The organism is Escherichia sp. TC-EC600-tetX4 (assembly GCF_019356055.1).
GTDB lineage: Bacteria > Pseudomonadota > Gammaproteobacteria > Enterobacterales > Enterobacteriaceae.
On sequence record NZ_CP079924.1, the window covers coordinates 2,951,640 to 2,964,078 of the forward strand.

Below are 12,439 nucleotides of genomic sequence, written 5' to 3' on the forward strand. Positions count from 1 at the left end.
GTTTTGCGGTCATGCGCCTGGTTCAGCTTTCTCGCCATTCAATAGCCTTCCCTTCCCCGGAAGGCGCATTACGTGAGCCTAACGGCCTGCTGGCACTTGGGGGCGATCTTAGCCCTGCGCGCCTGTTAATGGCTTACCAGCGTGGTATTTTTCCGTGGTTTTCTCCAGGCGACCCCATCCTCTGGTGGTCGCCCGATCCCCGCGCGGTGCTATGGCCAGAATCACTGCATATCAGCCGTAGTATGAAGCGATTTCATAAACGCTCGCCCTATCGTGTCACGATGAATTACGCTTTTGGTCAGGTCATTGAAGGCTGTGCCAGCGATCGCGAAGAAGGAACCTGGATCACGCGTGGCGTGGTCGAAGCCTACCATCGCCTTCACGAACTCGGCCATGCCCACTCCATTGAAGTCTGGCGTGAAGATGAGCTTGTCGGCGGTATGTACGGCGTGGCCCAGGGAACGCTATTTTGTGGCGAGTCCATGTTCAGCCGGATGGAAAATGCGTCTAAAACGGCGCTTCTGGTATTCTGTGAGGAATTTATCGGTCATGGCGGTAAGCTTATCGACTGCCAGGTCCTTAACGATCACACAGCATCGCTTGGTGCCTGCGAAATTCCCCGCCGGGATTACCTTAATTATCTCAATCAAATGCGCCTCGGACGATTGCCGAATAATTTCTGGGTACCACGATGCTTGTTTTCACCACAAGAATGAATGTTTTCGGCACATTTCTCCCCAGAGTGTTATAATTGCGGTCGCAGAGTTGGTTACGCTCATTACCCCGCTGCCGATAAGGAATTTTTCGCGTCAGGTAACGCCCATCGTTTATCTCACCGCTCCCTTATACGTTGCGCTTTTGGTGCGGCTTAGCCGTGTGTTTTCGGAGTAATGTGCCGAACCTGTTTGTTGCGATTTAGCGCGCAAATCTTTACTTATTTACAGAACTTCGGCATTATCTTGCCGGTTCAAATTACGGTAGTGATACCCCAGAGGATTAGATGGCCAAAGAAGACAATATTGAAATGCAAGGTACCGTTCTTGAAACGTTGCCTAATACCATGTTCCGCGTAGAGTTAGAAAACGGTCACGTGGTTACTGCACACATCTCCGGTAAAATGCGCAAAAACTACATCCGCATCCTGACGGGCGACAAAGTGACTGTTGAACTGACCCCGTACGACCTGAGCAAAGGCCGCATTGTCTTCCGTAGTCGCTGATTGTTTTACCGCCTGATGGGCGAAGAGAAAGAACGAGTAAAAGGTCGGTTTAACCGGCCTTTTTATTTTGTGATATGTATGAAGTACTTTGGAAGTATAAGTCCGTAACTTGTCTCGATGTAGATATACTGCACAACTTGTTTACAGTATGAGCAAACAATAATTATCATTAAAATTCTTCTTGACCGTTTTACTCCAACTCCCTATAGTAGCGCCCCGTTGCCACCCATGAGGTTTGGTAGCAAAACAATTTGGTGAGGTGTCCGAGTGGCTGAAGGAGCACGCCTGGAAAGTGTGTATACGGCAACGTATCGGGGGTTCGAATCCCCCCCTCACCGCCATATTTAAAGAAGAGCTCGTACGAAAGTGCGAGCTTTTTTTTCGCATTTTATCTGTCTGTACGGCAGTGAACATGGTGGGCGGGTGGAGTATGTTACCTGTGAATTTCTAAGCTGCCTGTACGGCAGTGAACTCAAATACTACACGTTTAGCCCGTTGTTAATAAAGCAAAACCATCCCATTCTCCTGCAGCACCCTTTTTTATCCTTACCTTCCCGCAGCACTAATTATCAACAACTTACCATCATCATTAAAAAAAGGGTCTGAACCTCCTCCACCCCATAAACAAAAAGTCCGTAACCTCTTTCGAGATTACGGACTTGACCAACCTACCTAACAATCAGATTAATGCGCTGCTTCCGCCTTGTGCTTTTGTGCACTCTGGAATCCGTAAGTCAGCTCATTTTTCTCTTTATCCAGCGCGACGGTGACCTGACCGCCGTCCACCAGCGAACCAAACAGCAGTTCGTTGGCGAGCGGTTTTTTCAGGTTGTCCTGGATGACACGCGCCATCGGACGAGCGCCCATTGCCCGGTCGTAACCTTTCTCGGCCAGCCAGTTACGCGCTTCCTGGCTCACTTCCAGAGAAACACCTTTCTGATCCAGCTGAACCTGCAACTCGACGATGAATTTATCCACCACCTGATGGATCACGTCGGTTGACAGATGATCAAACCAGATAATGTTGTCGAGACGGTTACGGAATTCCGGTGTAAAGATCTTCTTGATCTCTTCCATCGCATCGGTGCTGTTATCCTGGTGGATAAGACCAATGGATTTGCGCTCAGTTTCCCGTACCCCGGCGTTGGTGGTCATCACCAGCACCACGTTACGGAAGTCTGCTTTGCGTCCGTTGTTATCGGTCAGCGTACCGTTATCCATCACCTGCAACAGAATATTGAACACGTCCGGGTGCGCTTTCTCGATTTCGTCCAGCAGCAGCACCGCATGTGGATGCTTGATGACCGCATCAGTCAGCAAACCGCCCTGATCAAAACCAACGTATCCCGGAGGCGCACCAATAAGACGGCTGACGGTATGGCGTTCCATATACTCGGACATATCAAAGCGCAGAAGCTCAATGCCCAAAGCTTTCGAAAGCTGTACCGTCACCTCTGTTTTCCCGACCCCGGTAGGGCCGGCAAACAGGAACGAACCAACCGGTTTATGTTCGTGACCTAAACCTGCACGCGCCATCTTAATGGCTTCAGTCAGCGCCTCAATGGCTTTATCCTGACCGAAGACCAGCATTTTCAAGCGATCGCCGAGGTTTTTCAGGGTATCACGATCACTCTGAGAAACACTCTTCTCTGGAATGCGTGCAATACGGGCCACCACGGACTCAATATCCGCCACATTAACGGTTTTCTTGCGTTTGCTTACCGGCATCAGGCGTGCGCGAGCGCCCGCTTCGTCGATAACATCAATGGCTTTATCCGGCAGATGACGATCGTTAATGTATTTCACCGCCAGCTCTACCGCCGCACGCACCGCTTTTGCGGTATAACGCACGTCGTGGTGCGCTTCATACTTCGGTTTCAGGCCATTGATGATTTGAACAGTTTCTTCGATCGACGGTTCAGTAATATCAATTTTCTGGAAGCGACGCGCCAGAGCACGGTCTTTCTCGAAAATGTTGCTGAACTCCTGATAGGTTGTCGAACCAATTACACGAATTTTACCGCTGGAGAGCAACGGTTTGATTAGGTTAGCCGCATCGACCTGACCACCAGACGCTGCACCCGCACCGATAATGGTGTGGATCTCATCAATAAACAGGATGCTGTTAGTGTCCTGCTCCAGCTGCTTGAGCAACGCTTTAAAACGTTTTTCAAAGTCGCCGCGATATTTTGTGCCCGCTAACAGAGAACCGATATCGAGAGAGTAAATCGTACAGTCAGCCATCACTTCCGGCACATCGCCCTGAACAATTCGCCAGGCAAGACCTTCCGCAATCGCGGTTTTACCGACACCAGATTCCCCCACCAGCAGCGGGTTGTTTTTACGGCGACGGCAGAGAACCTGAATAGCACGCTCCAGCTCCTTCTCACGACCAATCAGTGGGTCGATTCCGCCCACGCGCGCAAGCTGATTCAGGTTCGTCGTGAAATTCTCCATACGTTCCTCCCCACCAGCTTGTTCTTCGCTGTTTGGCTGGCTGCCAGGATCAGAAGACTGTGTCGGCTCGTCTTTACGCGTGCCATGAGAGATAAAGTTCACCACATCGAGACGGCTGACTTCATGTTTACGCAACAGATATGCCGCCTGCGACTCCTGTTCGCTAAAGATAGCGACCAGAACGTTTGCACCGGTAACCTCATTGCGACCGGAGGACTGGACATGGAAGACCGCACGTTGCAGTACACGCTGAAAACTCAGCGTCGGCTGTGTGTCGCGCTCCTCTTCACTGGCAGGCAGAACGGGTGTGGTTTGTTCAATAAAGGCTTCCAGTTCCTGACGGAGCGCAACCAAATCCACAGAACACGCTTCCAGCGCCTCCCGGGCAGATGGGTTACTGAGCAGCGCCAGTAACAAGTGCTCGACGGTCATAAACTCATGACGGTGCTCGCGCGCTCTGGCGAAAGCCATATTTAAACTGAGTTCCAGTTCTTGATTGAGCATAGGCACCTCCCCCAATTTTTATGCCTGCATTCAGGCTTTTTCTAGCGTACACAGCAATGGATGCTCATTCTCCCTCGCGTACTTGTTCACCATCGCCACTTTGGTTTCTGCAACCTCGGCGGTAAAGACTCCGCAAATGGCCTTCCCCTGGTAGTGAACAGCGAGCATCAATTGCGTTGCACGTTCTACATCATAAGAAAAGAATTTTTGTAACACGTCAATAACAAACTCCATCGGAGTGTAATCATCATTGACTAATATCACTTTATACATAGATGGCGGTTTTAGCGCGTCGCGAACTTTTTCTTCCGCCAGTTGATCAAAGTCCAGCCAGTCGTTCGTTTTACCCATTGTCAGTTATCATCTTCGGTTACGGTTATCGGCAGAACGCCCTGCCGCTGACAAGAGCTTATTTGCCTGACCAATCTACTCCACATGATAGATAACTATCATCTATCGTTGGCATCAGCGACATCTGTCACATTCCTGTCAATAGCGTTAACTGCTTCAAATTTTTGATTCATACCTGCCCCTTGTCCCCTGTCAAATGCTTGACGGCTCGCCCTAATTCTCTAAATTGTATTTCTAGAGTTGGCGAGGTTTTGAACAGCCCCCTCTCTGACCCCGGTTTATTCCATCTTACTTGTATAAGATTTGCGAAGGATGTCGAAGCATGGAAAAGGGTACTGTTAAGTGGTTCAACAATGCCAAAGGGTTTGGTTTCATCTGCCCTGAAGGCGGCGGCGAAGATATTTTCGCTCATTATTCCACCATTCAGATGGATGGTTACAGAACGCTAAAAGCTGGACAATCCGTTCAGTTTGATGTCCACCAGGGGCCAAAAGGCAATCACGCCAGTGTTATTGTGCCCGTCGAAGTAGAAGCGGCAGTCGCATAGCTCTTCTGTCTCATTGTGTACATCCTAAAGGCAAAATGCCAGCCCGATCGGCTGGCATTTTTATCTCAAAAATTACTCTCGTGCCAGAGCATCTACTGGATCCAGTCGTGCCGCATTTCGTGCGGGTAACCAGCCAAATAAAATCCCGGTGACCGTCGAGCAGAGAAACGCCAGCAGCAGCGCCAACGGTGAAAAACCAATCTCCCAGCCGGGTAAGAAAAGCTGCAAGGTGAAAGCAATTAACAGTGACAGTGTTATTCCCAACGCGCCACCGACCAGGCAAACCAGTACGGCTTCGATCAGGAACTGTTGCAAAACATCGCTTGCTCGCGCACCTACAGCCATGCGAATGCCAATTTCCCGCGTCCGCTCGGTCACTGACACCAGCATAATATTCATTACACCAATACCGCCCACCACCAGCGAAATCACCGCCACCAGCGTCAGAAACAGTTGTAAAGTACGTGTGGTCTTTTCAACAGTTTTCAAGACGCCGTCCATGTTCCAGGTAAAGAAATCCTTCTTTCCGTGGCGCAGTGAAAGTAAACGCGTGAGTTGCTGTTCCGCCTCGGCGCTGTCAAATCCTTCTTTCACCCTGACAGTAATGGAGTTAAGCCACGACTGGCCCATAACTCGCCCGGACATCGTGCTGTAAGGTAGCCAGACACGCAGCACTTTACTGCTACCAAACATCGACTGTTTTTCTTCCGCCACACCAATGACTCTGGCGGGCATATTGCCGACCAGAATCACCTCGCCAACCACATCTGCTTTATGGGGGAAAAGCTGGCGGCGAGTATTACTGTCGAGAACCACGACCTGCGCACGACCGTTCAGCTGCTCCTGATTAAAGGTGTTTCCTTCACTGAAGGTCATGCCATAGACATTAAAATAATCGCCGCTCACGCCATTGGCACTGGCAGCAACATCAACATTGTTATAACGCAGGCGCAGGTTTTGCGAGACGGCAGGTGTGGCTGAGGCGACCCACGGTTGTTTTTGGATGGCGATTAAGTCGTCGTACTTCAGCGCCTGCTGATATTGCGGATCGTCATCGCCAAAATCTTTCCCGGGATAGACATCAATAGTATTCGTACCAATAGAACGAATATCCGCCAGCACCATTTGTTTGGCGGCGTCACCCACCACGACAATGGAAACCACCGACGCAATACCGATAATAATCCCCAGCATGGTCAGTAAAGTACGCATTTTATTCGCTGCCAGCGCCCGCCATGCCATCGTCAGCGCCTCGTTAAAACCGCTGACAAACTGCCGCCAGCCAGACACCGTGTTGACAACAGGTTCCGTCCCGCCAGTAACATTCACTTTTTCAATGGCGGGAGGATTGCGCACAATTTCGCCGTCGCGAATTTCGATCACCCGCTCGGCCTGAGCAGCGACCTGCGGATCGTGGGTGACGATAATCACCGTATGCCCACGATCGCGCAGCTGATGCAGGATCGCCATCACCTCTTCGCCAGAATGGCTGTCCAGTGCGCCGGTTGGTTCATCGGCAAGAATTACCTGACCACCGTTCATCAATGCCCGCGCGATGCTGACGCGCTGTTGCTGACCACCCGAAAGCTGTGCCGGATAATACTCTGTACGGTCTTCCAGCCCCAGCCGTTGCAGCAACTCCTGGGCACGAAGCAGTCGCTGTTTCCGCTCAAGACCAGCATAGACGGCGGGTACTTCAACGTTCTGCTCGGCGGTTAAATGCGAAAGCAAATGGTAACGCTGGAAAATAAAGCCGAAATGCTCGCGGCGCAGTTGCGCCAGCGCATCGGCGTCCAGCGTGGCAACATCCTGACCGGCGACGCGATAGGTGCCGCTGGTGGCCTTATCCAGACAGCCGAGAATATTCATCAGGGTCGATTTACCGGAACCCGAAGCGCCAACAATCGCGACCATCTCACCCGCATAAATATCGAGGCTGATGCCCTTCAGCACCTCAACCTGCTCATCACCGGCAGGATAGCTGCGACGAATATCCTTTAATTCGAGCAAAGGCGTCATTGTGCAGCTCCTGGTTTGGCCTCACCAATCACCACTTCATCGCCCGCTTCAAGCCCTTTGACAATCTCAACATCGGTATCGTTACGTGCGCCAATCGTCACTTCACGCTCGCGTGTTTCACCATTACGCAACAATTTGACTTTATAACGATTATCGCCAACCGGATCGCCTAACGCCGACAGAGGGATCGTCAGCACATTTTTCACATCGGTGAGCTGAATATGCACTTGCGCAGTCATATCCAGCCGCAGCAAACCATTGGGGTTGGGGACTTCAAAACGGGCGTAATAGAAAATAGCGTCGTTAACCTTTTCCGGCGTCGGTAGTACATCCTTGATTTGCCCCTCGTAGCGCGTCAGTGGATCGCCAAGCACCGTAAACCAGGCTTTTTGCCCCGGCTTCAGGTGGATTACATCCGCTTCAGAAACCTGCGCTTTTACCAGCATGGCGCTCATATCTGCCAGCGTCAGAATGTTCGGTGCTTGTTGTGCGGCAATCACCGTCTGGCCTTGCAGAGTGGTGATTTGCGTGACTTCCCCGGCCATCGGGGCAACGATGCGAGTGTAATCGAGATTGGTTTTAGCCGTATCGAGAGAAGCCTGATTGCGCTTGATTTGCGCGTCAATGGTGCCAATTTGCGCCTGTTTCACAGCCATCTCCGTCGCGGCGGTGTCGAGATCCTGCTGTGAAACAGCCTTCGTTTGTGCCAGACGTTGCTGACGGGAATACGTCACCCGCGCCAGTTTCAGCTCCGCTTCCGCCTGCTGCCGCTGCGCACGTAGCTCCATCAGCGTTGCTTCGACCTCCTTAATCTGGTTTTCAGCCTGTTCAGGATCAATAACCCCTAAAAGCTGGTCTTTTTTTACTTTATCGCCAATCGCCACCGACAGAGTTTTCAACTGACCGCTGACCTGCGCGCCCACATCAACCTTACGCAGCGCGTCCAGCTTTCCGGTCGCCAGCACGCTTTGCTGTAAATCACCGGGGCGCACAATCAGCGTCTGATAAGTCGGCACGGGTGCGTTAAGAATTCTCCATAACGTAATCAGTCCGGCGATGACTATCACCAGCGCAATAACGTAACGCTTCTTCACGGTTTTCCGCTTTTTCATAAATTTTCTGAATACTCCATATGCCAATCCGGGTCATTAACTTCAACGAAATATCAACAAAACCCTAAAATTTACGTTAGTAATCACACTATTGATGTTTGGTTAAGATACGCAATGGTGAAATCGACGCCATGTATAACCATTGATTTCATGAATATGTCGCAGCTAACTGAACGGACCTTTACGCCATCTGAATCTCTCAGCAGCCTGTCACTTTTTCTTAGTCTGGCACGTGGACAGTGTCGGCCGGGTAAATTCTGGCATCGCCGTAGTTTTCGCCAGAAATTTTTGCTGCGCTCGTTGATTATGCCGCGTTTAAGCGTTGAGTGGATGAACGAACTTTCCCACTGGCCTAATCTCAATGTATTGTTAACGCGCCAGCCGCGACTGCCTGTGCGTCTGCATCGCCCTTACCTTGCGGCGAATCTTAGCCGTAAGCAATTGCTGGAGGCGTTACGTTACCATTATGCGTTACTCCGCGAATGTATGTCGGCGGAAGAATTCAGCTTATATTTGAATACCCCCGGGCTGCAACTGGCGAAGCTGGAAGGCAAAAACGGCGAGCAGTTCACGCTTGAGCTGACCATGATGATCTCAATGGATAAAGAAGGTGACAGCACAATCCTGTTCCGCAACAGCGAAGGTATTCCTCTGGCAGAGATCACGTTTACCCTGTGTGAATATCAGGGGAAAAGAACGATGTTTATTGGCGGACTGCAAGGCGCAAAATGGGAAATTCCACATCAGGAAATCCAGAATGCGACGAAAGCCTGCCACGGGCTATTTCCCAAACGCCTCGTGATGGAAGCGGCCTGTCTGTTTGCCCAACGTTTGCAGGTAGAGCAGATTATTGCCGTCAGCAATGAAACGCATATTTACCGCAGCCTGCGTTATCGCGATAAAGAAGGCAAGATCCACGCTGATTACAACGCTTTCTGGGAATCGGTTGGCGGCGTATGTGATGCTGAACGCCATTACCGCCTTCCAGCACAGATAGCACGAAAAGAGATTGCCGAAATCGCCAGTAAAAAACGGGCTGAATACCGTCGGCGCTATGAGATGCTCGACGCTATTCAGCCACAAATGGCCACGATGTTTCGCGGTTAATCCGCGCGACCGCGCGCCAGCCACAGCACGCGTGAGAACATTTTTTTCAGCAGCGTCGGTACGGAGTCCACACCACGACGTCCTGCCTCCATTGCCACTTCAATGGCAAGATCGGGTTTGGAAGAGCGATGGATCGCTTTCGAGATAATTTTGCGTAGATTCATCGGTACATTTTCCGGGATTTGCGCCATGCGGTGGAACACATCGGAAAATCCCTGGCGATACATAAAATGTTCCATATCCAGCGCCGGTAACGCCGTTAAATGTTCTCGTTCGGCTTCCCGATCGTTATTCAACAGGCTGCGTACCGTAGCGGCATATTTCTTCCCTGCTTCATCGCCATCGACCAGTACATGCCATTCAATCCCCATTCGGCGGGCAAATTTAACCAGTGGCTTTAGCCCGGACTGGGCAAACTCAATGACCTTGATCCCTTCGGCATCAAAATGATGTCCGCACTGACGCGCCAGTTCATTGATAACCCAGGTTTCCGTTTCCCCTTCCACCAGCAACCAGCAGCGTGCAAACAGCGATGACGGACGGTTAAAACGAATGTGAAAGGATATGCGTCGGCTATCTTCGGTACTCAAGCCACTCGGCCCCAGACGCCAGGCGGCAACGCGCGAGGACTCACGTACCAGTCGGCAAACATGCTCTACCGGCGTTAACGAAAGCAACTCACCCGAGTTGGTGGTGGCAATGCGCTGCAATGGCAGAAGATTCAACAGATGCCAGGCAACTGAAAGCATAATGGGGTGTAAACGGGTTTCTGGATCTTCGATCAGCAACAATGGACGGGCGTCTTTATCCAGTCGCAATGTGCCTTTTGCCTGCAACAAAGTAGCAAATAGGCCGAGCAAAATAACCCGATACGAGCGCCCACCAGGTCGGTCAATCATCCGGTTGATGATATCCAGATAGCGCCAGCTTCGTTGCTCATTGCTGGCTCGCCGCCGCATTAAACGATATCGCGCCTGTCCGGCCCCCTGCTCAGAGAAATAATGCTCAAGCAGCTGTACCATTGCGGAAAGTCCCTGACGAATCTGCCCATCAGAGAGATTTTGCGGATGTGAGGATAACTCACGGGCGAGGAAATCGAGCTGGCGCGCGGTGACTTCCACATTAGGGACATTTGGCACCGTGCCGTTACGAATACGGCGCATAAAACGGGCATCACGCAAGCGCAGCACCGGCATTAAACGCACCAGATGGCGTGCCTGATCGTTAATATCCTCGACATCAATCGGATGTCCGTCTTTATCGAGAAAACTGCGCAGTGTCATCACGCTGCCGTCTTCCGCACTCTCCCCTTCCAGACGATAAAAAATACGGTGATAGCCATCGGTGCATGGCGTCCAGCACGCTTCCAGCGGCCGATAACGGCGAACCCGATGTCGGCCTGGCAGCGATTCGCGGAAGGTCAAAATAATATGCAGATGATGTTCTCGCCCGTTGATATCTCCCGGCGGGAACCAGAAATCGTCGCGCTCAAAATGGTAGAGATCTGATTCTGGCGATAGCAGCAGAGTTAAGGCGTCCAGCAAGCTGGATTTACCCCACGCGTTCTCCCCAATCAGGACGTTGTTTTGTTCCAGCATCAACGACAAACGGTTGATACCGCGAAAACCCACAATTTCAACGCGCTCAAGAATCATATCCCCTCCAGAAATATGTGACTTATCCTTTACGCTGGCAGTATAACGGGAAAGGCCTTGCTAATACGTGATGACATCACATTTAAGCATGGCAAATGTCTGAAAAATGAGCGAATAATCGCGTTATACTCCCTCTTGCTGATAAGTCTGCAAAAACAACAAAATCAAATAATTAGCATGATAAATTATTTTTTATTACGCCTAAAGGATTAAATCTTTTGCGTGCACTACACTGTCAATCAGACAAATGACTATATGGGGCAACCCGCTGTTGCCCTAAATCAAATTTACTGGATTTATTTATCTGGTGAATGACTCGCCTTCGTTTTTAAAATAGCCGCGCATTATTTCCGTCGTCACTTTTTTACGACGACCCTATAAAACGACCATATTTTTCACAGGGTCAATTTTTAATTGTGGTGGATATGTTCAGAAAATTAGCAGCTGAATGTTTTGGTACTTTCTGGCTTGTTTTTGGTGGCTGTGGTAGTGCTGTACTGGCCGCAGGCTTCCCGGAATTAGGCATTGGTTTTGCCGGCGTGGCGTTGGCGTTCGGTCTGACCGTTCTGACGATGGCCTTTGCTGTTGGTCATATTTCTGGTGGTCATTTTAACCCGGCGGTCACTATTGGTTTATGGGCTGGCGGACGTTTTCCGGCAAAAGAAGTCGTTGGCTACGTAATTGCCCAGGTTGTCGGCGGTATTGTTGCAGCGGCGCTGCTGTATTTAATTGCCAGTGGTAAAACGGGTTTTGACGCGGCAGCCAGCGGTTTTGCTTCTAACGGTTATGGCGAGCATTCACCAGGCGGTTATTCCATGCTTTCCGCGCTGGTAGTTGAACTGGTATTGAGTGCAGGTTTCCTGTTGGTGATCCACGGCGCAACCGACAAATTCGCGCCGGCAGGTTTTGCGCCGATCGCTATTGGTCTGGCCTTAACCCTGATTCACTTAATTAGTATTCCGGTGACTAACACTTCTGTTAACCCGGCGCGCAGCACCGCGGTTGCTATCTTCCAGGGCGGCTGGGCATTAGAACAACTGTGGTTCTTCTGGGTGGTGCCAATTGTCGGCGGCATTATCGGTGGTCTGATTTACCGGACCCTGCTGGAAAAGCGTGATTAATTAACGCAGAAGGCCTGGCGTAATGTCAGGCCTTTTTTTAAGATGTTGTTATATGTTGATTCATCATCTTGTTGCGCTCCTTTCATGAGCTAAGCAACATATTGCCACTGGCGCAAGGAGCGCGCAGGGGGCGGCCAATCGCCGCCGCCCCCTGCACCCCCGGGCTCTGGCGAACAAAATCGCCGCTGCGCGGTGCCCTCGACTTATCCCTTACGGCTACCGGGTCGGGCGCGAGGTAACATCCCTGTAAAACGCGCCCTCAGCCCACATCCATGTGGGCTGCCCCGGCCTTCAGGGAACGCCTCGGCGATTTTGACGCCACCAACATCGGTGCAGTTTGTAATTAA

General features: G+C 51.0%; 11 protein-coding genes, 1 tRNA gene and 2 pseudogenes. 8 read left to right on the forward strand and 6 right to left on the reverse strand.

Features of this window, described 5'->3' with window-relative positions:
• Nucleotides 1-11 precede the first annotated feature (11 nt).
• The 5 genes and pseudogenes from aat to KXD89_RS14370 all read left to right on the forward strand — a co-directional run bounded on the left by aat (nucleotide 12) and on the right by KXD89_RS14370 (nucleotide 1,560).
• Nucleotides 12-716 carry a leucyl/phenylalanyl-tRNA--protein transferase gene (gene aat, locus KXD89_RS14360; RefSeq protein WP_001241678.1) on the forward strand — a complete coding sequence of 235 codons (705 nt, stop codon included), beginning with the start codon at nucleotides 12-14 and terminating at the stop codon, nucleotides 714-716.
• Nucleotides 717-861 (forward strand): annotated as a pseudogene (locus tag KXD89_RS22570) (hypothetical protein); the annotation flags it as partial. It lies immediately after the preceding gene.
• 59 nt (nucleotides 862-920) lie between these two features.
• Nucleotides 921-1,073 (forward strand): annotated as a pseudogene (locus KXD89_RS22575) (hypothetical protein); the annotation flags it as partial.
• Nucleotides 1,001-1,219 (forward strand): translation initiation factor IF-1, encoded by a 219-nt coding sequence (gene infA / locus KXD89_RS14365; RefSeq protein ID WP_001040187.1) that lies wholly within the window; start codon nucleotides 1,001-1,003, stop codon nucleotides 1,217-1,219. The pseudogene KXD89_RS22575 and the gene infA, both read left to right, overlap by 73 nt.
• A 253-nt stretch (nucleotides 1,220-1,472) precedes the next feature.
• A tRNA-Ser gene (locus tag KXD89_RS14370) sits at nucleotides 1,473-1,560 on the forward strand.
• 343 nt (nucleotides 1,561-1,903) lie between these two features.
• On the opposite strand, the gene clpA is transcribed toward KXD89_RS14370, so the two are convergent.
• The 3 genes from clpA to yljB all read right to left on the reverse strand — a co-directional run bounded on the left by clpA (nucleotide 1,904) and on the right by yljB (nucleotide 4,704).
• Entirely contained in the window at nucleotides 1,904-4,180 is a 2,277-nt protein-coding gene (gene clpA, locus KXD89_RS14375) for an ATP-dependent Clp protease ATP-binding subunit ClpA (RefSeq protein ID WP_000934041.1), read from the reverse strand.
• A 30-nt stretch (nucleotides 4,181-4,210) separates the two neighbouring features.
• Entirely contained in the window at nucleotides 4,211-4,531 is a 321-nt protein-coding gene (gene clpS / locus KXD89_RS14380; protein WP_000520781.1) for an ATP-dependent Clp protease adapter ClpS, read from the reverse strand.
• Nucleotides 4,532-4,629: 98 nt separating this feature from the next.
• Complete coding sequence (gene yljB / locus KXD89_RS14385; protein WP_001406719.1) at nucleotides 4,630-4,704, reverse strand: protein YljB; 75 nt, start codon at nucleotides 4,702-4,704, stop codon at nucleotides 4,630-4,632.
• Nucleotides 4,705-4,853: 149 nt separating this feature from the next.
• Between yljB and cspD the strand changes: the two genes are divergently transcribed.
• Nucleotides 4,854-5,078, forward strand: a complete 225-nt coding sequence (cspD, locus tag KXD89_RS14390) for a cold shock-like protein CspD (RefSeq protein WP_000410785.1) — start codon at nucleotides 4,854-4,856, stop codon at nucleotides 5,076-5,078.
• 72 nt (nucleotides 5,079-5,150) lie between these two features.
• Here cspD and macB read toward each other — a convergent pair whose 3' ends face one another.
• A complete protein-coding gene (macB, locus tag KXD89_RS14395) occupies nucleotides 5,151-7,097 on the reverse strand; it encodes a macrolide ABC transporter ATP-binding protein/permease MacB (protein ID WP_000188144.1) in 1,947 nt (648 codons plus the stop codon).
• Nucleotides 7,094-8,209, reverse strand: a complete 1,116-nt coding sequence (gene macA, locus KXD89_RS14400) for a macrolide transporter subunit MacA (protein WP_000746442.1) — start codon at nucleotides 8,207-8,209, stop codon at nucleotides 7,094-7,096. The genes macB and macA overlap by 4 nt, the downstream gene beginning before the upstream one ends.
• A 150-nt stretch (nucleotides 8,210-8,359) precedes the next feature.
• Here macA and KXD89_RS14405 point away from each other — a divergent pair, with 150 nt between their 5' ends.
• The gene (locus KXD89_RS14405) at nucleotides 8,360-9,316 is read left to right on the forward strand and encodes a VirK/YbjX family protein (protein WP_001380339.1); all 957 of its coding nucleotides are present in this window, start codon (nucleotides 8,360-8,362) and stop codon (nucleotides 9,314-9,316) included.
• Here KXD89_RS14405 and KXD89_RS14410 read toward each other — a convergent pair.
• Nucleotides 9,313-10,971 carry an ATP-dependent endonuclease gene (locus KXD89_RS14410; RefSeq protein ID WP_000599802.1) on the reverse strand — a complete coding sequence of 553 codons (1,659 nt, stop codon included), beginning with the start codon at nucleotides 10,969-10,971 and terminating at the stop codon, nucleotides 9,313-9,315. The two genes, KXD89_RS14405 and KXD89_RS14410, sit on opposite strands and share 4 nt — an antisense overlap.
• Before the next feature lie 425 nt (nucleotides 10,972-11,396).
• Here KXD89_RS14410 and aqpZ point away from each other — a divergent pair, with 425 nt between their 5' ends.
• Complete coding sequence (gene aqpZ / locus KXD89_RS14415; RefSeq protein WP_001298299.1) at nucleotides 11,397-12,092, forward strand: aquaporin Z; 696 nt, start codon at nucleotides 11,397-11,399, stop codon at nucleotides 12,090-12,092.
• The last annotated feature ends 347 nt before the right edge of the window (nucleotides 12,093-12,439 follow it).